At 67.9% G+C, this 21,348-nt stretch carries 21 protein-coding genes; 15 read left to right on the forward strand and 6 right to left on the reverse strand.

Annotation, left to right across the window (positions count from 1 at the left end):
• Positions 1–8: 8 nt before the first annotated feature.
• Positions 9–599 (forward strand): TetR/AcrR family transcriptional regulator, encoded by a 591-nt coding sequence (locus AB0M15_RS21150; RefSeq protein WP_363821358.1) that lies wholly within the window; start codon positions 9–11, stop codon positions 597–599.
• 307 nt (positions 600–906) lie between these two features.
• Here AB0M15_RS21150 and AB0M15_RS21155 read toward each other — a convergent pair whose 3' ends face one another.
• Positions 907–1,368: a MarR family transcriptional regulator gene (locus AB0M15_RS21155; protein ID WP_363821360.1), complete on the reverse strand. Its 462-nt coding sequence runs from the start codon at positions 1,366–1,368 to the stop codon at positions 907–909.
• Positions 1,369–1,451: 83 nt separating this feature from the next.
• Between AB0M15_RS21155 and AB0M15_RS21160 the strand changes: the two genes are divergently transcribed.
• The 5 genes from AB0M15_RS21160 (at position 1,452) to AB0M15_RS21180 (ending at position 6,551) form a co-directional block, all read left to right on the forward strand.
• Positions 1,452–1,919: a DUF2269 family protein gene (locus AB0M15_RS21160; protein ID WP_363821363.1), complete on the forward strand. Its 468-nt coding sequence runs from the start codon at positions 1,452–1,454 to the stop codon at positions 1,917–1,919.
• A gap of 2 nt (positions 1,920–1,921) precedes the next feature.
• A complete protein-coding gene (locus AB0M15_RS21165; protein WP_363821365.1) occupies positions 1,922–2,188 on the forward strand; it encodes a DUF3817 domain-containing protein in 267 nt (88 codons plus the stop codon).
• Entirely contained in the window at positions 2,182–2,985 is an 804-nt protein-coding gene (gene xth, locus AB0M15_RS21170) for an exodeoxyribonuclease III (RefSeq protein ID WP_363821367.1), read from the forward strand. The genes AB0M15_RS21165 and xth overlap by 7 nt, the downstream gene beginning before the upstream one ends.
• Before the next feature lie 14 nt (positions 2,986–2,999).
• Positions 3,000–5,072, forward strand: coding sequence for a S9 family peptidase (locus AB0M15_RS21175; protein ID WP_363821369.1), 2,073 nt, complete (start codon positions 3,000–3,002; stop codon positions 5,070–5,072).
• A 519-nt stretch (positions 5,073–5,591) separates the two neighbouring features.
• Entirely contained in the window at positions 5,592–6,551 is a 960-nt protein-coding gene (locus AB0M15_RS21180) for a sigma-70 family RNA polymerase sigma factor (RefSeq protein WP_343978973.1), read from the forward strand.
• Between the two features lie 64 nt (positions 6,552–6,615).
• Here the strand turns inward: AB0M15_RS21180 and AB0M15_RS21185 are convergent, their stop codons facing one another.
• Positions 6,616–7,335, reverse strand: coding sequence for an HAD family hydrolase (locus AB0M15_RS21185; protein WP_363821373.1), 720 nt, complete (start codon positions 7,333–7,335; stop codon positions 6,616–6,618).
• A 42-nt stretch (positions 7,336–7,377) separates the two neighbouring features.
• Complete coding sequence (locus AB0M15_RS21190; RefSeq protein WP_363821376.1) at positions 7,378–9,021, reverse strand: CPBP family glutamic-type intramembrane protease; 1,644 nt, start codon at positions 9,019–9,021, stop codon at positions 7,378–7,380.
• Positions 9,022–9,077: 56 nt separating this feature from the next.
• Between AB0M15_RS21190 and AB0M15_RS21195 the strand changes: the two genes are divergently transcribed.
• From AB0M15_RS21195 to AB0M15_RS21205, 3 genes are all read left to right on the forward strand, one after another.
• On the forward strand, positions 9,078–10,397 hold the full coding sequence (locus AB0M15_RS21195; RefSeq protein ID WP_363821379.1) for an MFS transporter: 1,320 nt from the start codon (positions 9,078–9,080) through the stop codon (positions 10,395–10,397).
• A complete protein-coding gene (locus AB0M15_RS21200; protein ID WP_363821382.1) occupies positions 10,394–11,800 on the forward strand; it encodes an aminotransferase class V-fold PLP-dependent enzyme in 1,407 nt (468 codons plus the stop codon). Before AB0M15_RS21195 ends, AB0M15_RS21200 begins: the two co-directional genes overlap by 4 nt.
• A 64-nt stretch (positions 11,801–11,864) precedes the next feature.
• Complete coding sequence (locus tag AB0M15_RS21205; RefSeq protein WP_363821384.1) at positions 11,865–12,812, forward strand: Dyp-type peroxidase; 948 nt, start codon at positions 11,865–11,867, stop codon at positions 12,810–12,812.
• A gap of 4 nt (positions 12,813–12,816) precedes the next feature.
• On the opposite strand, the gene AB0M15_RS21210 is transcribed toward AB0M15_RS21205, so the two are convergent.
• The gene (locus AB0M15_RS21210; RefSeq protein WP_363821386.1) at positions 12,817–13,755 is read right to left on the reverse strand and encodes a hypothetical protein; all 939 of its coding nucleotides are present in this window, start codon (positions 13,753–13,755) and stop codon (positions 12,817–12,819) included.
• A gap of 128 nt (positions 13,756–13,883) precedes the next feature.
• Here AB0M15_RS21210 and AB0M15_RS21215 point away from each other — a divergent pair, with 128 nt between their 5' ends.
• Entirely contained in the window at positions 13,884–15,431 is a 1,548-nt protein-coding gene (locus AB0M15_RS21215) for an ATP-dependent DNA ligase (protein ID WP_363821389.1), read from the forward strand.
• Complete coding sequence (locus AB0M15_RS21220; RefSeq protein WP_363821392.1) at positions 15,421–16,104, forward strand: class I SAM-dependent methyltransferase; 684 nt, start codon at positions 15,421–15,423, stop codon at positions 16,102–16,104. The genes AB0M15_RS21215 and AB0M15_RS21220 overlap by 11 nt, the downstream gene beginning before the upstream one ends.
• A gap of 374 nt (positions 16,105–16,478) precedes the next feature.
• Here the strand turns inward: AB0M15_RS21220 and AB0M15_RS21225 are convergent, their stop codons facing one another.
• The gene (locus AB0M15_RS21225) at positions 16,479–17,702 is read right to left on the reverse strand and encodes an epoxide hydrolase (RefSeq protein WP_363821394.1); all 1,224 of its coding nucleotides are present in this window, start codon (positions 17,700–17,702) and stop codon (positions 16,479–16,481) included.
• Entirely contained in the window at positions 17,699–18,139 is a 441-nt protein-coding gene (locus tag AB0M15_RS21230; RefSeq protein ID WP_363821396.1) for a MarR family transcriptional regulator, read from the reverse strand. The genes AB0M15_RS21225 and AB0M15_RS21230 overlap by 4 nt, the downstream gene beginning before the upstream one ends.
• Before the next feature lie 71 nt (positions 18,140–18,210).
• Between AB0M15_RS21230 and AB0M15_RS21235 the strand changes: the two genes are divergently transcribed.
• The 4 genes from AB0M15_RS21235 to AB0M15_RS21250 are packed head-to-tail and all read left to right on the forward strand — an operon-like array spanning position 18,211 to position 21,332.
• Positions 18,211–18,858, forward strand: a complete 648-nt coding sequence (locus AB0M15_RS21235; protein WP_363821398.1) for a phosphotransferase — start codon at positions 18,211–18,213, stop codon at positions 18,856–18,858.
• Between the two features lie 31 nt (positions 18,859–18,889).
• A complete protein-coding gene (locus AB0M15_RS21240) occupies positions 18,890–19,825 on the forward strand; it encodes a phosphotransferase (RefSeq protein ID WP_363821401.1) in 936 nt (311 codons plus the stop codon).
• A gap of 44 nt (positions 19,826–19,869) precedes the next feature.
• Positions 19,870–20,610: a phosphotransferase gene (locus AB0M15_RS21245; RefSeq protein WP_363821403.1), complete on the forward strand. Its 741-nt coding sequence runs from the start codon at positions 19,870–19,872 to the stop codon at positions 20,608–20,610.
• A gap of 50 nt (positions 20,611–20,660) precedes the next feature.
• Positions 20,661–21,332, forward strand: a complete 672-nt coding sequence (locus tag AB0M15_RS21250) for a Type 1 glutamine amidotransferase-like domain-containing protein (RefSeq protein WP_363821406.1) — start codon at positions 20,661–20,663, stop codon at positions 21,330–21,332.
• The last annotated feature ends 16 nt before the right edge of the window (positions 21,333–21,348 follow it).

The raw sequence follows: 21,348 nt of genomic DNA on the forward strand, positions 1-21,348 counted from the left end.
CTGGGTCCGTGAGCCAGACCTCGTCCGCCCGGTTGCAGCCCGCGGAGCGCCGGACCCAGATCCTCGACGCCGCCCGCCGGGTCCTGGAGGCCGACCCGCACCGCGAGCTGAGCGTCGAACTCGTCGCCGCCGAGGCCGGCGTCTCCCCCGCCCTTCTCTTCCACTACTTCGGCTCGAAGAAGAAGTTCCAGTACGCCGTGATCGAGGCAGCCGCCGCCGAGGTGATGCTGCGGACCGCCCCCGACCTCTCGCTTCCCCCGGCGGAGCAACTCCGCAGCGGCATCCGGGCTTTCGTCCGAGCCGTCCTCGAGGCACCTCAGCTCTACCGCGCGACGCTCCTGATGTCGGCGGCCGGCGACCCGGCCGTACGGGCCCTGCACTCCGAGCTCCGCCAGGTCTTCAGCCAATGGGTGATCAACGCGGTCGCCCAGCGCGGGATCGACGTCACCCCATCAGTCGAACTCGCCTGCCACGGCTGGCAGGGCTACGTCGAGCAGACCCTCCTGCGCTGGATCGACAACCCGACGGTCTCCCCCGACGAACTGGAACACCTCTGCGAACGCTCCCTCGACGCGATCCTCGGTACGACCGCAGAGTGAGGGTGCTGCTGGATGGGTTGTTGGCGTTACTGAGGACTGTGGATAGCGCCACCGGGCTGCCCGAGGGCCGCCATGCACGCACAACCCTCCCGAACCACCCCGACACACCGGGGTAAACGTTCGCCGCGGTGGGTTGTGCTTGCCTGGTGAACCGGACCACCGGCCCATCAAACCCCACCCAGCCATCCGGCACGCCACGCCACAGCATCCTCGGCCGTAGCGCCACGCAAACCGCAGTCCCTCACCACACCAACTCCGCAACCACACTGCCCCGTCCGCAGTGGCCCGCATCATCATGCGGGCGCGCTTACTCCGGCGTACCGGTCTTCAGTGCGACCAGGACCTGCAAGGCGAAGGTGGCTACAGCCGCGGCATTTTCATTGCCTATGGCATCAGATAGGCGGGCGTCAGTGGCCCGTAGTACAGCTCGGCCGCGTTCGAGCAGCGCCTGACCCGCTTCGGTCACCTGGAGGTCGGCGGTCCGGCCGCGACCGGGCTCGGTGAGCAACTCGACGGCGCCCAACTCCTGCAACTGACGCAGCGTGGCCTGCATGCTCTGGGTGGTGATGCCGTCGCGGCGGGCCAGTTCGCTGTAGGAGAGGCCGGGCTGGTGAGCGAGGTGCCCGAGAGCCGAGAAGTGCCGCATCGACAGGCCCTGTTCGCGCAACTCCGCCTCGGCCTGCTCGCGTAACTGCCGGCCAAGCATCATCAGCAGCAACGCCGGACTCATCGTGGCGTTGCTCGGCGGCCCACCTGAGGTTTCGGTCACCGCGCCATCATCGCAGGGGCGGTTTCAGTCGGGCTGGTACCTCAGTTACAGTCTGACTGAAACTAACCTCTTCAGGGAGAGCGATGAACAAGTTCCTGCTCAGCGTGCACGTGCTCGCCGCCATCATCTTCGTCGGACCGGTGACGGTCGCAGCAAGCATGTTCCCGCCGATCGCGCGCCGGGAGCTGGCCGCCGACGAGCCGGCCGGCGCGGTACTGCGGGTGTTGCACCGGATCACCCGGGGGTACGCGATCGGCGGGCTGACCGTGCCAGTCTTCGGGCTCGCGGTCGGCGCCGGTCTGGGGGTGCTGGGTGAGGCCTGGTTGATCGTCTCGATGGTGCTCACCGCCGCGGCGGCCGGCGTACTGGCAGTGGTCGTGCTGCCCGGCCAGTCCGAGATCGTCGCCGCGGTCGACGGGGATCCGGCACTGCGCGAGTCCCTGGTCGGCCGGGCCCGGTCGCTGTCGATGAAGACAGGCGTGTTCGGGCTGCTCTGGGCGACCGTGGTCGTGCTGATGATCATCCGCCCGGGCTCGACCACGGGGGTCTGACGATGACGACTCTCAAGGTGCTCAAGCTCGCCGCGGCGGTCGAAGCGGTCAGCGTCTGCCTGCTCTTCGCGAACCTCTTCACCGTGCACTGGCCGGCCGTCTCGTCCGCACTCGGGCCGACTCACGGTACGGCGTACCTGGTGTCGATCGTGTGTGCGTTCACCGTGGCCGGCGCGACCGGCCGGACGAAGCTGCTGGCCTTGGTGCCGGGAATCGGCGGCTACCTCGCGGTGCGCAGTCTGCGGGCGGCTAAAGTGCCGGGGTGCTGAAGGTTGCGACGGTTAACGTGAACGGGATCAGGGCGGCGTACCGGCGAGGGATGGCGGGGTGGCTCGAGGAGACCGATCCGGATCTGTTGCTGCTGCAGGAAGTACGGGCGACTGACGAAGTACTGCGTGACCACCTGGGTGCCGACTGGCAGATCGCGCATGCGGAGCCGGCGCTGGAAGGGCACAAGGGTCGGGCCGGAGTTGCTGTCGCGAGTCGGCGGCCGATCAAGCAGGAGAATGCGGAGATCGGTCCGGAGCGGTTCAGCGGGAGTGGGCGCTGGGTCGAGGCGGATGTGGTGCTCGACGACGGTTCGACGCTGACCGCGATCAGCACCTATGTGTTCACCGGCGAGTTCGAAACTCCGCCGCGGCAAGCGGAGAAGTACGCCTTCCTCGATGCCTTCACCGAGCGGCTGTCGGCACTCCGCGCCGACGGGCGGCACGTGCTGGTCTGCGGCGACCTCAACATCGCGCACCGCGAGGTCGACCTGAAGGCGTGGAAGGCGAACCGGAAGAAGAGCGGCTTCCTGCCCGAGGAGCGGGCCTGGCTGGATCGTTTGTTCGAGGCCGGCTGGGTCGACCTCGGCCGGCGCTTCGGCGGCGAGGGACCGGGGCCGTACTCCTGGTGGTCGTGGCGCGGAAAAGCCTTCGACAACGACGCCGGCTGGCGGATCGACTACCAGATCGCCTCCCCCGAACTCGCCGCCGCCGCGACCTCGTGTGAGATCCATCGGGCACCGACCTATGCGGAGCGCTGGAGCGACCATGCGCCGGTCGTCGCGAGCTACCAGATCTGAGTTAGTCTCGCGGCATGTCCGAGTTGAAGCCGCCAGTAGCCGCCCGCAAGCCGATCGAACGTACGCACCACGGAGACGTTTTCGTCGACGACTACGAGTGGTTGCGGGACAAGACGAACGACGAGGTGCTGGACTACCTGCGAGCCGAGAACAGCTACACCGAGGCCCGCACCGAGCACCTGGAATCGTTGCGTGAGGCAATCTTCTCGGAGATCTCCGACCGGACCCTGCAGACCGACCTCAGCGTCCCGGCCCGCAGCGGCGGCTTCTGGTACTACGCCCGTACGATCGAGGGCAAGCAGTACGCGCTGAGCTGCCGGGTCAAGGCGGCCGGCGACGAGCCGCCCGCGACCGACGGCGAGATCCCCGGCGAAGAGGTGCTGCTGGACGGCAACGAGCTGGCCGGCGACTCGGAGTTCTTCTCGCTCGGTACCGTCGACGTCTCCCCCGACGGCCGGCTGCTCGCGTACTCGGTCGACCTGACCGGCGACGAGCGCTTCACGATGCGGATCAAGGACCTCGACAGCGGCGAACTGCTGCCGGACGAGCTGCCCGGGGTGCACTACGGCTCCGCGTGGTCGACCGACGGCTCGACGATCTTCTACACGAAGGTCGACGACGCCTGGCGGCCGCACCAGGTCTGGCGGCACACCCTCGGCGCCGCCGAGGACGTGCTGGTGATGGAGGAGCCGGACGAGCGGTTCTGGGTCGGCGTCGACCTGACCCGCAACGAGCAGGCCATCATGATCTCCCTCGGCAGCAAGCTGACCAGCGAGGCCTGGCTGCTCGACGCCGCCGACCCGACGGGCGAGCCTGTAGTGGTCGTGCCACGGCGGGAGGGCGTCGAGTACGACGTCGAGCACGCAGGCGACCAGCTGCTGATCGTGCACAACGCCGACGCGTCCAACTTCTCGCTGGCCACGGCACCGCTCGACTCCCCCGGTGACTGGACCACGCTGATCGAGGGCGACGAGTCGAGCCGGCTGCTCGGTGTCGACGCCTTCGCCGATCACGTCATCCTGTACCGCCGTCGCGACGCCCTCACCGAGCTGGCGATCATGCGGCGTGAGGGCGACTCCTTCGGTGCACCGGAGGCGCTGACCTTCGACGAGCCGATCTACACGGTGTCGCCGGGGCGCAACGACGAGTGGCAGGACACGCGGTACCGGTTCGGCTACACGTCGTTGGTGACGCCGGGGTCGACGTTCGATGTGGACGTGGCGACGGGTGAGCGGCGACTGCTCAAGCAGCAGCCGGTGCTCGGTGGGGTCGATCTCAGCGCCTATACGCAGTACCGGGAGTGGGCGACCGCTTCGGACGGCACTCGGGTGCCGATCTCGCTGGTCGCGCGCAAGGACGTGGGCAAGGACGGGAACGCGCCGATCGTGCTCTACGGCTACGGGTCGTACGAGAGCTCGATGGACCCGTGGTTCTCGATCCCGCGGCTGTCGCTGCTGGACCGGGGTGTGGTGTTCGCGATCGCGCATGTGCGGGGTGGCGGCGAGCTCGGCCGGCACTGGTACGACGACGGCAAGATGCTCACCAAGCGCAACACGTTCACCGACTTCATCGCGGCCGCCGAGCACCTCGTCGAGGACGGCTGGACCAAGCCTGAGCGGATCGTCGCGCAGGGCGGGTCGGCCGGCGGACTGCTGATGGGCGCGATCGCCAACCTGGCGCCGCAGGCCTTCGGCGGCGTCGTGGCCGAGGTGCCGTTCGTGGACGCGCTGACGACCATCCTCGACCCGTCGCTGCCGCTGACCGTGATCGAGTGGGAGGAGTGGGGCAACCCGCTCGAGGACCCCGAGGTCTACAAGTACATGAAGTCCTACGCACCGTACGAGAACGTGAGGGCCCAGCAGTACCCGCGGATCCTCGCGATCACCAGCCTGAACGACACCCGCGTCTTCTTCGTCGAGCCGGCCAAGTGGGTGGCCAAGCTGCGCGCGACCGCCAGCGGCACCGTCGACGTGCTCCTGAAGACCGAGATGGACGCCGGCCACGGCGGCCGCAGCGGCCGGTACGACGCCTGGCGCGAGGTCGCCTTCACCCTCGCCTGGGAGCTGGACACCCTCGGCCTGGCCTGACCGGCCGGCCGGCCTCGGCGCCCTCACGGCACCCGCGCCGACCACCAACCAGCGACCTTGAACACCCAGCGGCGACCTCGGACACGTTATTTCCTGTCCCGGGTCGCCGTTTGGTGTTCAAGGTCGCTGGTTGGTGCGGACGTCGGGAGCGTGTGAGCCGGGAACGCTGCGGGTACCGGCGGTGTTGTAACGGTGAGAGTGATTTGAAGATGTGTCCTGCAACACATCTTTGGGGCCCCTGAATGGCTGCTGAAGCAGGTATTCAGGGCGTTCGATGAGAAAGCTGAGAGCTATTCCGGGCGCCATTCCGGGCCGAAAACCCCGTAACACAAGCCGATCCTGCTCGCCGCGTGCTCAGGGCGCGCAGAAGCGGGCCGCTGAGCGGGGATCGGGGCCGGGTTTCCACTGAATGAGGGTGCCGGGAAATCTCAGGGAACGTTCAGGCTGTTTACACACTCATCGTGGAATCTTGAACCTCACTCGAGCGTTGCTCTCCATGTAACGACGAAGGGAGTTTCGGTGGCTCGCATGGCTCGTGTCCGGTCCACGGACGACGGTATCGACGGTAAGGACAGCGTCGGTCTCTACCTGGAAGAGATCGCTCGCACTCCTTTGCTGACCGCGGAAGAAGAAGTCGAGCTCGCTGAAACGGTCGAGGCAGGTCTCCTCGCGGAGCAACTGCTGGCCGAGGGGCGGGTTGGACGCAAGAAGGGCGGAGCGCCCAAATATGCGACGGAGGAAGAGCTCGAGTGGCTGGCCGAAGAGGGCCAGCGCGCGCAGCAGCGGTTCGTGACCGCGAACCTCCGGTTGGTGGTCTCGATCGCCCGCCGCTACGGACGGTCCCAGATGCCGCTCCTGGACCTGGTCCAGGAAGGCAACACGGGCCTGATCCGCGCGGTGGAGAAGTTCGACTATCGCAAGGGATTCAAGTTCTCGACGTACGCGACCTGGTGGGTGCGGCAGGCGATCACCCGTGGTATCGCGCAGCAGGCCCGTGTGGTCCGGCTGCCGGTGCACGTGGTGGAGCAGCTGAACCAGATCGGGTCGGCCCGGCGGACGCTGGAGCGCAAGCTCGGGCGTGAGCCGGAGATCGCCGAGATCGCCGAGGAGCTGGACCTGGACCCGGAGCGGGTGACCGACCTGATCCGGATCGGCCGGGACCACATCAGCCTGGACAACCCGATCGACGACGAGGGCGAGACCTCGCTGGGCGACCTGATCGCGGCCGAGACCGCGCCGGGGCCGGACCAGCTGGTCGCGGACGCGTCGGACCGGTCCGGCCTGTTCAGCCTGGTCGACCAGCTCGACCCGCGGTCGGCGGACGTGATCCGTCGCCGCTACGGACTGCACGACGGCCGCCAGGCCAAGCTCGCCGACATCGGCGCGGTGCACGGCATCTCCGCCGAGCGCGTCCGCCAGATCGAGCGCGAGGCCCTGGGGCGCTTGCGCCTCCTGGCAGACCCCACCCTGGCCGCCTGACCCGCACCACCAACTCCCCCAAGAACCCCCGAGCCCGCCACCGCGGCCCGGGGGTTCTTCACGTCTAGCGGGCGTTCCAATTGTCGATGAGCGGGAGCAGGTCGGCGAGGTTCTGGATGGTGGCGTCGGGGACGCCTTCGGTGTGGCCGATCTGCTCGGTGGGGATCGCGCTGTGCGGGATGTGGGCGGCCCGCATGCCGACGTTCTGCGCGCCCCAGACGTCGTCGAACAGCCGGTCACCGACATACAGGGCGGTGGATGGCTCGTCCACCTTCACGGCACGCAGGGCGGACCTGAACGCCTCGGGGTGCGGCTTCGAGTACGGGATCTCGCTGGTGTAGACGGCGCCGTCGAGCAACTCGAGGACGCCGTCGCGGGCGAAGATGTCCTCGTGGCGCTGTCGCGACCAGATCGTGTTCGACAGCACGCCGATCTTGAGTCCGCGATCGCGGAGCGCGCGCAGGGTGTCGACGGCGTCCGGCGCCAGCTCGGTGTGCGGGTGCCAGCGCCGGTCGTACTCCGCCAACGCCGCCGGCGTCATCGCGACGTCGGCCAGCAGGCAGACCTCCTCGAGGGTGCTGCTGAGGTGCTCGTCGCGGGATCGGCGCCAGATCGAGTTCTCGGCGTCGAGCAGCCGGGTGGCGAGCTCGTCGGCGCGGTGCTCGTCGATCAAGGCGGCCACGGACCGCCAGACGTCGTACAGGTCGATGTCGTGCCAGGTGGCGAGGGTGCCGCCCCAGTCGAACAGGACGGCTTCGATCGGTTCAGTCTTCGCGTTCGTCACGGCGGATACCTTGCCAGAGCGGACCGACAGAACTCGCCCGGTTTATTGGCTGACCCGCGCGATGTTGTTGCGTTTGGCGAGCCAGAGGACGCCGGCGGCGTACACGGCGATGCACGGGACGTCGAGGACGAAGACCGACCAGTGCGCGCCGCCCTGGTCGGACCAGTCGGAGAGCTGGCCGAGTGCGGCGGGGATCATGAACGCGATGATGTTGTTGACCGAGTGCAGCGCGATGCCGGTCTCCAGTCCCCCGGTTCTGATCGTCAGCCAGCCGACGGTCATCGCGAACAGGAAGATGTCGGCCATCGCCCAGCCGGTGTACCCGTGCCCGAGGACGAAGGCGACGCTGCTCACCACGAGCGCCGGCCAGGGCGAACGGAAGAGCCGCTTGAGGTTTTTGACGAAGGTGTTGCCGTCCGTGTTGTCCGGGCCGTAGGCGCCGATCGCCTGGACCAGCCAGCCGCGGAACACGAACTCCTCGGCCGCTGACTGGAACGGGACGAGGACCAGGATCACCAGGGCCGGTACGACGAAACGGCCCCAGCCGACCCAGGATCCGTCGTCGCCGGTGTCCGCGCTGGTGTCGGCGTTCGGGAAGAGTGCGTCGAAGCCGATGCCCAGGACGATGTTCAGGACCAGGTAGGCGAGGCCGGGCAGGCAGCACAACGCCAGCCAGCGCCAGCGGATCTTCTGCAGGACCGAGGCGACGCTGAACGCTGGGCGGCGCTGGATCCAGCGGACGGTCAGCAGGACGAGCGGGGTGAGGATGCCGAGGAGTACCAGGTTGGAGGCGATGTCCTCGGTGGGGTTGTTGAAGAACGCGTTCGTGTCCTCGTCGGTGGAGTCGTTGGGCGAGATGCCGAACCAGACGACCAGGATGAGAATCGTCGTGAAGATGGCCAGCAGTCCGAGCACGATCGACCCGACAATCGGCCGCCACCACCGGTGCAACGGAGTCCGCGCCATCCGATGAAACGGCGTCCCCACCGGAGCCGGCACAACCCTCTCCGCCTTAACCCCAAACTGCTGCTGCCCATACGGCTGCGGCGGATACGCCTGATACCCGTACGGCGCCGGCTGCTGCCCCGGCTGCGGATACCCGGGTCCTGGCGCATAGGGCGCCCCTCCCGGCGCCCCGTACGGCGGAGCCCCCGGATAAGGCTGACTCCCCGGCACAGCCCCGTACTGCGGCCCACCCGCAGCCGGCCCCGGATACCCACCGGCCGCCCCCGGATACTGCGCCGCCCCTGGGTACTGCTGGCCAGGCTGCGGTGCCCCCGGGTACTGCGGTGCACCCGGGTACGGCTGGCCTGGGTGTTGCGGTGCGCCCGGGTAGGGCGGCTGGCCTTGGTGCTGAGGTGCGCCGGGATAAGGCGGTGCTGGTGGGTATGGGGACTGCTGGCCTTGCGGCGGTGCGCCGTAGGGCGGTGGTTGCTGCGGCGACCAGCCGGCCGGAGGCTGCCAGCCACCCGGCTGTACCGGCGGCTGCCCAGGCGCCTGCCAACCCGTGAAGTCCTGCGGCCGCTGCCCCGGCGCCTGCCGCCCATCAGCCGACTGCTGCGGCCCGCCATCTTGTGCCGGCGGTTGGCCCGGTGCTTGCCAGGCATCCTCGGTCGGTGGTTGCGGCTGTGCAGGGGGTTGGGGGTCGGGGGTGTCCGCGGGGGGCGGGTCCTGGTGGGGATCCATGGGGAGACTCTATGAGATTGGGGCAATGACGGGTGGGGGCTGGCATGCTTCGGGGCATGGGCATTGTGGGGGTGCGGGTTCGGGTGGGGTATGCGTTGGGCTCGGTGGCCACGGGGTCGTTCGGGACCGTACCGGGGTTGCTGCTGTTGCCGTACTTGACCGACACGCTGGGGATCGCGGCCGCGGCAGCGGGAGCGATCGTGTTGTTGCCCAAAGCGCTTGATGTGGTGCTCAATCCGGTGGCGGGGCGGATCTCCGACCGGCATCAGTCGCCGCAAGGTCCGCGGCGGCCGTTCCTGCTCAGGGGTGGACTGTCGTTGGCGGCGTGCTTCGCGTTGCTGTTCGCAGTACCGGATCTGGATTCGAAGGTGTTCGACGCGGCCTGGGTGCTGGTCGCGTTCGTCGGCTGCGCGACGGCGTACGCGTTCTTCCAGGTGCCGTACATCGCGATGCCCGCCGAGATCACCGACGACTACACCGAACGCACCCGGATGATGAGCTGGCGCGTCGCCGTACTGACGATCGCTATCCTGATCAGCGGCGGCAGCGCCCCGGCCATCCGCGACGCGATCGGCGGCCGCGACGGCTACCGCGCGATGGGGCTCACCGTCGCCCTCCTTCTCGCCATCGGCACCTTCGGCGCGTACTACGGAACGCGCAGCGCCCCCACCGGCGCCGTCCGCGAAACGACCGGCACCCTCCGCCAGCAACTCCGCGTCGTCGCGCAAGCAGCCGACTTCCGCTGGCTCCTCATCACCCTCATCCTCCAAGCGCTCGCGATCGGGTCGATGCTGGCCGGCATCGACTACCTCGCCCGGTACGTCCTGCGAAACCCCGGCGCCGCCACCATCGCCTTCGTCTGCGTCGTCGGCCCGGCGCTGCTGGTCAGCCCGCTGTGGCTTGCCATCGGCAACAAATACGGCAAGCGCACCGGCTTCCTCCTCGCGTCGGCCGTCCTCGGTCTCGGCGCGATCGCCGTCATCCCCGCCCAGCACGTCCCCACCTGGTCCGTCTACCTCGCGACCGCGATCGTCGGAGTCGGCTTCACCGGCGTACAGGTGTTCCCGCTCGCCATGCTGCCTGACGTTGCTGCTGTCGACGCAGCGCGCAGCGGCGTCCGCCGAGCCGGCGTCTTCACCGGCATCTGGACAGCAGGCGAGACACTCGGCCTCGCGCTCGGTCCAGGTTTGTACGCACTGGTGCTGGCCGCCGGCGGCTACGTCTCCTCGACCAACCGGGACGTCATCCAACCCGGGTCAGCATTGACAGCGATCGTGATCGGAATGTCGGTGGTCCCTGCTTTGCTGATCGCCGTCAGCTTCTTTGCCCTGAAGCGCTACCGGCTGACCGCCGAAGAAGTTCTGGAGGCCCGATGACCGACGTACTGGCCCGACTGCGCGCCTTGCAGCAAGGCGATCTGCCGACGCATGGCGGCAGCACGCTCGCGTACGTCTACGACTCCGGCCTGGCCGAGGCCGACGAGATCGGCCGCCAAGCGCTCGCCCTGTACGGCGCAACGAACGGCCTCGACCCGACCGTCTTCCCCAGCCTTCGCACGCTGGAGAACGACCTGGTCGCTTGGGCCGCTCGCCTGTTGCAAGGCGACGAGGCTGTCGGCACCGTCACCTCGGGCGGCACCGAGTCGATCCTGCTCGCGGTGCAGACCGCTCGCGACGCCGCGCCGGGGATCGCGCAACCGACCATGGTGTTGCCGTCGACTGCGCATGCTGCGTTCCACAAGGCTGCTCACTACTTCGGGGTCCGCGCGATCACGGTCGGTTTCGACGCGACGACGTACAAGGCCGATCCCGATGCGATGGCCGCGGCTTGCGACGACACGACGGTGCTCGTGGTGGCGAGTGCGCCGTCGTATGCGCACGGGGTCGTCGATCCGATTCCCGAGATCGCTTCGGTGGCTAGCGCGCGGGGAATTCGGTTCCATGTGGATGCGTGTATCGGTGGCTGGGTGTTGCCGTATCTGCGGGCCGGTGGGGTTGAGGTCGCGCCGTTCGACTTCGTAGTACCGGGGGTGACGAGCATTTCGGTTGACCTGCACAAGTACGCGTACACCCCGAAGGGCGCGTCGATCCTGCTGCATCGAACGGCCGGGCTGCGGCGGCCGCAGTACTTCGCGCACGCGGACTGGCCGGGCTACACGATGCTCAACTCGACCACCCAGTCGACCAAATCGGGCGCTCCCATGGCCGCCGCGTGGGCCGTCGTCCAGCACATCGGCGAGGACGGCTACCAACGACTGGCCCGTACTTCGCATGACGCGACGCTCCAACTGGCCGAGGCGGCCGGGGCCATCGACGGGTTGACTGTCCTTGCTCGCCCGGAGACGACGCTGGTCGCGCTGAGGAGTGATGAGCGGGCTGATGTGTTCACGATCGCCGACGAGATGGTTTCCCGCGGGTGGTTCGTGCAGCCGCAACTCAGCTTCCGCGATCAACCGGCGTCGCTGCATCTCTCGATGAGCGCTGCGACCGCGCCGAGGCTCGGTGAGCTGATCGCGGCCCTCGAACAAGCGGTCTTACAAGCGCAGGCAGCCGGACCTGTGCAGGTCGCCCCTGAGCTGGCCGAAGCAGCCAAGGCGCTCGATCCCGCGCTGCTGGACGACGCGGCCTTCGACGGGTTGCTCGAGATCGCCGGGCTCGGGTCGGGTGAGACGCTGCCCGAGCGGATGGCGCCGGTGAACGCGCTGCTCGACGTCGCTCCCCCACGGCTGCGCGAGGCACTCCTGATCGCCTTCCTCGACCGCCTGATGCGACCCACCTGAGCCCGGCTCGTACTGCTCGTTGCATGCTGATTGCCGTCAGCCGATTGTTTGGAGGATTTACTCGATGGTGACCGATTCGACCGGTGCCCTGCCGCAGTCCGTGCTGACCCCGCTGACCGGATCGGCGATCTTCCTCGTCGTCCGGATCGAGCCCGGCGGCGAGGAGCAGGCGCGCGACCTGCTCGAGCGCGTCACCGGCCTCACCCGCGCGGTCGGCTTCCGCGTGCCGGCCGGCAACCTGACGTGCGTCACCAGCATCGGCTCGGACGTCTGGGACCGCCTGTTCGCAGGCGCGCGCCCAGCCAAGCTGCACCCGTTCATCGAGCTCGAGGGCGCCAAGCACAAAGCTGTGGCGACGCCCGGCGACCTGCTCTTCCACATCCGCGCCGCCCAGCTCGACATGTGTTTCGAGCTGGCCCAGCAGATCATGAAGGAGCTCGACGGCGCGGCGACGGTCGTCGACGAGGTCCACGGCTTCAAGTACTTCGAGATGCGCGACCTGCTCGGTTTCGTCGACGGCACCGAGAACCCGACCGGCACCGAGGCCGACGAGGCCGTCCTGATCGGCGACGAGGACCCGGACTTCGCGGGCGGCAGCTACGTGATCGTGCAGAAGTACTTGCACGACATGAAGGCGTGGAACGCGCTGACCGTCGAGCAGCAGGAGCTGGTGATCGGCCGGACGAAGCTCGAGGACATCGAGCTGCACGACGACAAGAAGCCGACGAACTCGCACATCGCGCTGAACGTGATCGAGGACGAGGACGGCAACGAGCAGCAGATCCTGCGCGACAACATGCCGTTCGGCACGATCGGCAGCCAGGAGTTCGGCACCTATTTCATCGGCTATGCCAAGGACCCGGCCGTCACCGAGCTGATGCTGCACCGGATGTTCCTCGGTGAGCCCGAGGGCAACTACGACCGGATCCTCGACTTCTCCACCGCCGTCACCGGCACGCTCTTCTACACACCGACCGCCGACTTCCTCGACGACCTACCACCGGCACCCTGACTCACTACTCCCCACCGAACCGATCGAGGTCTGGGATGTACCCCCAGCGGAAGTAGGTGGAAGGGGTGAGGGTGGCCGGCAGTTTGCCGCGGTTCTGGATCGGCGTGGCAGTCCCGTTGGCATGGCCGACGGCGTAGAGGTAGGCCACTTCGGTGTCCCGGTTGATGCCGAGCAGCAGAACGCCATTGCCGCAGCCCTGGGCGATGAGCGTGTCGAAGCCCTGCCAGGTCGACTTCCGGACGACCTTCACGACCGGCTTCATCGGCAGCTTCGTCGGGATGTGGATCGTGTACAGCCCGCCGCTGTGGGTGTTCGCGAGGAAGGTGTCGTACGTGCGGGTCTTGCTGATCAGCGCCATCGCCTTGACGGCCGAGAAGCCGGCCGCCGTCCCGGCTTTGTGCCAGCCGCCCTTCGCGTCGACGGTCCAGCGGAAGAGAGTGCCGTCTTGGTTGCGCAGCGCGTACTCGTTGGTGCGATCGAAGGAGGCATCGACGTACTGCGATTCCTCGAACGCGCGGAACATGCCCCAGCCGCCGCCCACCCTGCGGTAGATCGGCCGCCCGACGAGTTGCTGGTTCTCGTCGGTGTTGTACTGACTCCGGTACAGCCCATCGCCCACGGCCACCCAGCCGTCGGCATGGCCGCCGCCCGCCGGGCCCGGCTCGTACTGGAACCGGCTGCTCATCCACGGCCCGCCGGCCGTGTACACGTGCTCGGTGGTCCAGGTCGGCGTGATCGACGGCGGGACCGTTGCCCTGATCTCCTGGCGACTGTGCTCGCCGCGCGCACCGCCCGACCCCAGGCTGAGGCTGCAAGCGACTGCGGGAGTGGCCGACCCCTCCGTGGCCGCTCCCGCCGCGCTCGTCGCACCCAGACCGGCCAGCAAGATCAGGCTCAGAACAGCTGAGACGCCCCGAAGTCGCCTCTGCCCGTTACCGCCCATGGTTGCGCTCCCTGCCCGAACCGGTCTAGACCTGGACTCCCCAGTCAACCCTGTACAAAGAGGTAGATGCAGGCGGCGCGGCGAAAGTTGCGGCCGGAAATGTCGGTGGCGTGGGTGAGACTGGACGCATGTTGCTCGCAGATGTGGTCGCCACCTCGACCTCGCTGAGTCAGACCAGGTCGCGCCGGGCGAAGGCCGATCTGATCGCCACGCTGCTGGCGACGGCGACCGAGGCGGTGGAGACGGAGATCGTCGTGACGTACCTGTCCGGCGAGCTGCGGCAACGGCGTACCGGCGTGGGCTGGCGGACGCTCGCCGATGCGCCGGCGCCGGCCGCGGAGCCCTCGCTGACGATCGAGGAGGTCGACCAGGCGTTTGCCGAGCTGTCGGAGTTCGCGGGCGCCGGGTCGCAGGCTCGGCGCCGGGAGGCGGTCGACGCGTTGTTCGCGCGGGCGACCGCTGATGAGCAACGGTTCCTGCGGCTGCTGGTCAGCGGTGAGCTGCGGCAGGGCGCATTGGACGGCGTGATGGCGGATGCCGTGGGCAAGGCGACCGGGATTCCGTTGGAGAAGATCCGGGCGGCGACCATGTTGCGTGGCGCGGCAGCGCCCGTTGCGGTCGCCGTGCTGACCGAGGGTGAGGCGGGGCTCGATCAGTTCGGGCTGGAGGTCGGCCGGGGCGTGCAACCGATGCTCGCGCAGTCGGCGACGAGCATCGCGGAGGCCCTCGCGAAGACGGGCTCGCCGGCGGCGATCGAGTGGAAGCTGGACGGAATCCGGATCCAGGTGCACCGCGACGGGTCGGACGTCGTGGTCTACACCCGTACGCTCGACGACATCACCAGCCGGGTGCCCGAGGTGGTCAGCGCGGTGCTGGAGCTGAAGGCCGACAAGATCGTGCTCGACGGTGAGCTGATCGCCCTGCGGGCGGACGGACGGCCGGAGGCGTTCCAGGTCACCGGATCCCGTACTGCGACGCGCGCGGCGACCGGGCCCGAGACGGTTCCACTCACGCCGTACTTCTTCGACATCCTGCACCTCGACGGGCACGACCTGCTCGGGCTCGACTCGACCGAGCGGCACGAGTGGCTGAGCAAGGTGGTGCCCGAGGAGCGCCGGATCCCGCGGTTCGTGACAGCGGATGCCGACGCGGGTGAGGCGTTCTTCACCGACGCGGTCAAGCGTGGGCACGAGGGCGTGATGGTCAAGTCGCTGTCGGTGCCGTACGAAGCGGGCCGCCGGGGGTCCGGCTGGGTCAAGGTGAAACAGACACACACGCTCGACCTGATCGTGCTCGCGGCGGAGTGGGGTCACGGCCGGCGTACCGGTTGGTTGTCGAACCTGCATCTGGGCGCGCGCGACGAGGAGACCGGCGAGTTCGTGATGCTGGGCAAGACGTTCAAGGGGCTGACCGACGAGCTGCTCCGGTGGCAGACGGAGAGGTTCCAGGAGATCGAGGCGCGTCGCGACGACTACACGGTCTACCTGCGGCCGGAGATCGTGGTGGAGATCGCGTTCGATGGCGTACAGACCTCGACGCGGTATCCCGGGGGCATGGCGTTGCGGTTCGCGCGGGTGCTGCGCTATCGCGAGGACAAGACCCCGGACCAGGTGGACACTGTGCAGGCTGTCCGCGCGATCCACCAACCCAGCGAAGGATCCACCGATGACGAGTGAACCCGTCGACCCCGACCTCGCATCACGCCGCCTGGCCCACGAGGCACTGGAGCAGGACGACCCGACCGGCTGGTTCGAGCGCCTGTACTCCGCCGCGTCGGAGGGTGCGGCCGTCCTGCCCTGGGATCGCGGCGCCGCGCATCCTTTGCTGCTGGACTGGGTCGCGACGGCCGAGCCGCACGGCGCCGGGCAGCGGGCGCTCGTGGTCGGCGCAGGTACTGGCTGGGATGCGGAGCTCGTCGCCGACCAGGGTTATGACACCACCGCCTTCGACATCTCCCGCAGTGCGGTCGAGACGGCCGAGCGGAACCACCCCGACTCCAAGGCGACGTACCAGGTCGCCGACCTCCTCAACCCACCGGCCGAGTGGCACCGCGCCTTCGACCTGGTCGTCGAGATCTACACCGTCCAGGCGCTGCCGATCCCTCTCCAGCCCGAGGCCACCGCCCATGTCGCCGACTTCGTCCGCCCGGGCGGCACCCTCGTCGTCATCGCCGCCGCCCGGGACGACAACACCCCGGACGATGCAGTTGACGGCCCACCCTGGCCGTTGACCCGGGCTGCAATCGACGCTTTCACCGCGCCCGACCTCAAGTTGATCCAGCTCGAGCGCAGCCCGAGCCCCAACGACCCCAACCTCTACCGCTGGCGAGCGGAGTACCTCCGCGACTGACGGTGGACGGGGACCGCCTGGTCCCATGGGCACTGTGGCACCCACCGACCACCCCCACCCAGCCAAGGGGACAATGGATCGGCCGAATCGCCACGCACACACAACCCTCACCAACCGCCCCGACACGCCGGGGGTAGGCGATTGCCCGCCGACTTGGGTATGCACCGACGTCCGCTGGTCGCCATCAGCCGCCGAACAACCCGTCAGCCGACCATCGAAACAGCCCTCGAACCCGATCCCGGCGCCGAAACCAGTTGCCTGAGGCACCTAGTGCTTCACCTGAGCGTCCGCGGGCGACGGATCTACTCACGTCGGGCACAAAGTCGGCTGAGAACCGTGCCGGTGGCGGGGAGGACGCCGTTGGCGGAGGTTGGTCAGGGGCGGTAGGGGCGGAAGGTGTTGCGGAGGTCGGTGGTCCATTCCGTGGGGATTTCCCAGGGGATGAAGTGGCCGCCGGTGGGGTGGGCGGTGAGGTTGACGTGGTTGTACCAAGGAGCCCGGTCGCTGTCGAGGAAGTGCTGGACCCGGCGATCGGTGGTGACGCCGGGTGGGTTCTCGTGGGCGACGAAGGTGATGCCGGTCGGGGCCTCGATCGTGGGGTGGCGATCGTGCGACGGCGTCCACGGGTAGCGGTTGTTGTTGGAGTAGGTGCGGATCGACGTACCGATCGCGTTGTTGACCCAGAAGATCATCGCGTGGGTGAGGAGGTCGTCCTTCGAGAAGACCGTCTCCAGGTCGCCGCCGTTGTCACTCCAGCTCCGCCAGCGCTGCAGGATCCACGCGAGCATGCCCACGGGCGAGTCCGACAGACCGTACGAGAGGGTGCTCGGATCGAGGACGTGCACCGCGAGATGGGTGGCGAAACGCTTCTCCAGCTCGACGATGCGCGCATGGACGGCAGGCGGCAGGCCTTCGGGGATGGGCTGGCCGCCGCTGAGGTCCCAGCCGCGGTCGCCATTGAACAAGGTGAGCTTCTGGCCGGATCCGATGTGGATCGCGTAGAGCTCATCGGCGTACTTGTGGCCGAGTTGTCCGGTCACCATCGCGCCGACATCGCAGCCGGCCGCAGCGTACTTCGAGTAGCCGAGCGTCTTCGTCATCAGCTCGTGCCAGAGGTCGGCGACCTTCCAGTAGTTCATGTCCGGGTTGTCCGGCAACGGCGTCGAGAACCCGAAGCCAGGGAACGACGGCACGATCACGTCGAACGCGTCTGCCGGATCGCCACCGAACGACGCCGGGTCGGCCAGCGGATCGATCACCTTCGACCAGTGCCAGAAGGTCCACGGCCAGCCATGCGTGAGGATCAACGGGACCGGGTTCGGCCCGACGCCAGGCTTGCGCAGGAAGTGCACCGGTACGCCGTCGACCTCGACGCGGTAATGCTCGTAAGCGTTGATCGCCGCCTCGGCCTTCCGCCAGTCGTACTCCGTGCGCCAGTACTCGACCAGCTCCTGCAAGTAGTCGCGGCGCACTCCGTAGTACCAGTCCTCGTTCCCGGCATCCTGCGGCCAGCGGGTCAGCGCCAGCCGCTGGCGAAGATCGTCGAGTACTTCGTCCGAGACGTGGATCTGCGTTGTTTCCAAGGGAAAGTCGTTCATTCCTCACCCGATGCTCGATGGAGTTCGACCAGGCGGGTCAGCGCGGGCAGCGCCGCCTGGATCCTGGAACGTTCCGCGGGCGTGAGCCGGTCGGCGAGCTCGGTCAACCGCACCATCCGCTCCTCCTGCCGCCCACGAACGACCGCCGCCCCGTCCGCGGTGATGTGCACGAGCACGGCCCGCCCATCCGACGGATCCGGCCGCCGCTCGACCAACCCTTCCCGCTCCAGCTTCGTGACGATCTGCGTAACCGCCGGCTGCGTGACCTGCTCGCTGGCAGTCAACTCACTGAGCCGCTGCGGCCCGACTGTCGCCAACGTGTGCAACACAGACAACGTCGTAAAACTCAGCCGCTGGATGGCAGGCAGCCGGATGTTCATCCGAGTGAACTCCCCCATCACCTCGACCAGCTCGCTGATGCTCAGCTCTCGGCTCACACCACTAACTATATAAGAAACTTAGATAAATGGCTCATCTATTTTCCGTCACCACCCGTACTCTTCGGCGAGTGGACCTCCAGACCTTGATGGAACATTTCGGTGGTACCGACGCCGAACCGATCGACCTCGGCCACTCCGACGCGACCGTGGTGCGGTTGGAGCGCGGTCGCGAAACCCTGTACTACAAGGCGGGGCCGGGAGTTGCGGCAGAAGCAGACCGGCTTGCTTGGCTCGGCACGACCGACGTCCCGTGCCCCCGCATCCTCGATCGCGGCGAGGACGAGAAGGGCGAGTGGATGCTCACCTCGGAGCTCGCCGGTCGGGATGCCTCGCAGCCCTGGCCCGCCGCCGAGCGTCCGGCCGTACTGGCCGCGGTTGCGGAGGGGATCAGGCGGCTGCATGCGCTGAGCGAGTGCCCGTTCGAGTCGCCTTATCCGGGGTCGCGCGGTGCCGTGACGCATGGCGACTTCACGGCGCCGAATGTGTTCGTTGACCCGGTGACGCTGCGGTTCAGCGGGTTGCTCGATCTCAGCCGGCTTGGGCTTGGCGAGCCGTACATCGACTACGCCTTGATGCATAGGAGTTTGGCCGGTCCGCTCAATCCGCAGTACGGCGGGCTGGCGGCGGCGCGCGAGTTCGTAGTACTGGCCGGTGGGGATCCGGACGATCTGCAGCTCGCGTACTACACCCGGCTCGGTGTCGCTGGCGACTACTAAGCTTCGGGAGATGTTTCCAACGGGACTTTCGATGCTGTGGGAATCGAGCGAGCCGCGGGAGGCGCTGCGGGAGAGGTTCGGGCTGGACAGCTTTGGTGATGCGGTCAGTTGGCTCACCAAGGTGCTCGCCGAAGGTTGGGCACTTGAGGTGGAGGCCTGCGAGCGGATTCTGATCAGCGACCAGAACGCGATCGCTTGGGTCAGTACGGACCAGGGTGCGTTGGTGGTGAAGTGGTCTCGGGCGCAGGAGCGGTTCGGGAAGTTCACCGCGATCGCGGAGCTGCTGCGGGCATTGCATGAGCAAGGGGTGCCGGTTGCGGCACCGGTTCCGGCTGTCGACGGGCAGAGTCGAGTGATCGTTCATTCGGGAGCGTTGCCACTGTCGATGACTGTGCAACCACAGGTTATCGGTGACCTGCTGGAGATCAGCGACGAGTCTGCGGTCCGTCGGGCCGGCGCTTGTCTGGCCGACCTGCACAGGGCCTTGGCCAAGTACGACGACAGCTCGCTGCGCGGGCCGGATCAGGACTTCGACCTGCGGGAGCGGATCGAGAGCTGGCTGGAGCATCAGGACGGCGGACTGGCGCCGGCCGCGTCGGCGAGATTGCGCGAACAAGTGGCGTCGCTGCCGCCGATCGACGCCGAGCGTCAGCTGATCCACAACGACTATCGGGCCTCCAACATCCTGATGGACGGCTCCGAGGTTGTCGCGGTCATCGACTTCGACGAGGTTGCCTGGGACTACTGCGTTCGCGATCTGGCCAACTCGTTCGTGGTACTCGGCACCCACTTCACCAAGTGGCAGCCCACGCCTACGAGTGCCCGCGAGCTTTTCCTCGAGGGGTACGAATTGGTCCGGCAACTCAGCGACCTCGAACGCCGATGGCTCACAACCCTGACGCTGTGGCGCGCCATCACCGCCATCCCGGGAGGCGACGACCCGGCCGGATGGGCGGACGCCCTCTAGAAACTCCGGTGACGTCGCCGAGCGGGTCCGCCAGAATGGCCGGCGTGGATGAGGTCCAGGTTGTTGTTGCCCACAGCGAGCGCGTGACGCTGCGCGTCGGCGAGGTGTTCCTGAAGATCGATTCGAATCAGGCGAACATCGATGTCGAGGTCGAGGCGGTGACTTTGGCGCCGGTACCGACCCCGCAGATCTTGTGGCAGAAACCGTCCGTGCTCGCCATCGCCGAGGTACCTGGAAAGGCGCTCGGCGTTCTCGGCGAACCGTCGACCGCGTCCTCGGCCGCCTGGGCCGCGGCGGGCGCCGCCATCCGCACGCTGCACGACGCGCCGCTGCCGCCGTGGCCCGGCAAGAAGACCCCGGACCAGATCGCCGCAGACCTCGAAGAAGAGTGCGAGTGGCTCATCTCGAGCGGTGTCCTTCCCGCCGACCTGGTCAAGCGCAACCGCGAGATCGCCCAGGCCGCGTTCCGGCCGTGGACGCCGGCGTTCGTCCACGGGGACCTGCAGATCACCCACATCTTCGTCGACGGCGACCAGGTCACCGGCATCATCGACTGGTCGGAGGCGAGCCAGGGCGACGCGATGTTCGACCTGGCCACCTTGACGCTCGGCCACGAGGAGCGCCTCCCCGAAGTACTCGCCGGCTATGGCACCGACGTCGACCAGGACGCCATCCGCGCGTGGTGGTCGCTCCGGAGCCTGCTGAACTCCCGCTGGCTGATCGAGCACGGCTTCGACCCGAACACGCCGGGCTGCGAGTTCGACGTCCTCAGAGCCCGGATGTAGCGGCCACCACTAGGCTCTACGCTTCCGTCGCCCTCGACTCGGGAGGTCTTGTGAAGCTGCTACTCACATCCGGAGGCGTCACCAACGACAGCATCCGCGATGCGCTGGTCGAACTGCTGGGCAAGCCGATCTCCGAGTCCGGTGCGCTCTGCATCCCGACGGCGCAGTGGGGGCACCCCAACCCGTTCTTGGGGCCTGCTTCGGTGCGGCACTTCGTCGCCGGCGAGCCTCCGTGGCACACGATGACCGGCCTCGACTGGGGGTCTTTGGGTGTCCTCGAGCTCACCGCGCTGCCCAGCATAGGCGAGGAGCGGTGGCTGCCGTGGGTCCGGGAGGCCGACGTGCTGCTGGCGGACGGCGGCGAAGCGACGTACCTGTACCACTGGATGCAGCAGTCGGGCCTGTCGGACGTGATCTCGTCGCTGACCGAGACGGTCTGGGTAGGCCTCAGCGCCGGCAGCATGGTGATGACACCTCGGATCGGTCCCGACTTCGTCAGGTGGCCGTCCGCGCCGGACGACCGCACGCTCGGGGTCGTCGACTTCTCGATCTACCCCCACCTGGATCACCCGGACATGCCGGGCAACACCTTGGCCGACGCGGAGAGTTGGGCCGCCGGCATCGCTGGTCCTGCCTACGCCATCGACGACCAGACAGCCATCAAGGTGACCGACGGCACCGTCGAGGTCATCTCCGAAGGACACTGGAAGGCTTTCCCCTGAAGCTCTCCGAACACCT

The sequence above is a fragment of the Kribbella sp. NPDC051718 genome (assembly GCF_040681515.1).
GTDB lineage: Bacteria > Actinomycetota > Actinomycetes > Propionibacteriales > Kribbellaceae > Kribbella.

Excerpts from the sequence above, each read along its gene's own strand:
- AB0M15_RS21175 (WP_363821369.1), top strand. The coding sequence starts at position 3,000 with ATGTCCGAGTTGAAGCCGCCAGTAGCCGCCCGCAAGCCGATCGAACGT.
- AB0M15_RS21165 (WP_363821365.1), top strand. The coding sequence starts at position 1,922 with ATGACGACTCTCAAGGTGCTCAAGCTCGCCGCGGCGGTCGAAGCGGTC.
- AB0M15_RS21160 (WP_363821363.1), top strand. The coding sequence starts at position 1,452 with ATGAACAAGTTCCTGCTCAGCGTGCACGTGCTCGCCGCCATCATCTTC.
- AB0M15_RS21225 (WP_363821394.1), bottom strand. The coding sequence starts at position 17,702 with ATGAACGACTTTCCCTTGGAAACAACGCAGATCCACGTCTCGGACGAA.
- AB0M15_RS21200 (WP_363821382.1), top strand. The coding sequence starts at position 10,394 with ATGACCGACGTACTGGCCCGACTGCGCGCCTTGCAGCAAGGCGATCTG.
- AB0M15_RS21205 (WP_363821384.1), top strand. The coding sequence starts at position 11,865 with ATGGTGACCGATTCGACCGGTGCCCTGCCGCAGTCCGTGCTGACCCCG.
- AB0M15_RS21190 (WP_363821376.1), bottom strand. The coding sequence starts at position 9,021 with ATGGATCCCCACCAGGACCCGCCCCCCGCGGACACCCCCGACCCCCAA.
- AB0M15_RS21210 (WP_363821386.1), bottom strand. The coding sequence starts at position 13,755 with ATGGGCGGTAACGGGCAGAGGCGACTTCGGGGCGTCTCAGCTGTTCTG.
- AB0M15_RS21220 (WP_363821392.1), top strand. The coding sequence starts at position 15,421 with ATGACGAGTGAACCCGTCGACCCCGACCTCGCATCACGCCGCCTGGCC.
- AB0M15_RS21240 (WP_363821401.1), top strand. The coding sequence starts at position 18,890 with ATGCTGTGGGAATCGAGCGAGCCGCGGGAGGCGCTGCGGGAGAGGTTC.
- AB0M15_RS21195 (WP_363821379.1), top strand. The coding sequence starts at position 9,078 with ATGGGCATTGTGGGGGTGCGGGTTCGGGTGGGGTATGCGTTGGGCTCG.
- AB0M15_RS21215 (WP_363821389.1), top strand. The coding sequence starts at position 13,884 with ATGTTGCTCGCAGATGTGGTCGCCACCTCGACCTCGCTGAGTCAGACC.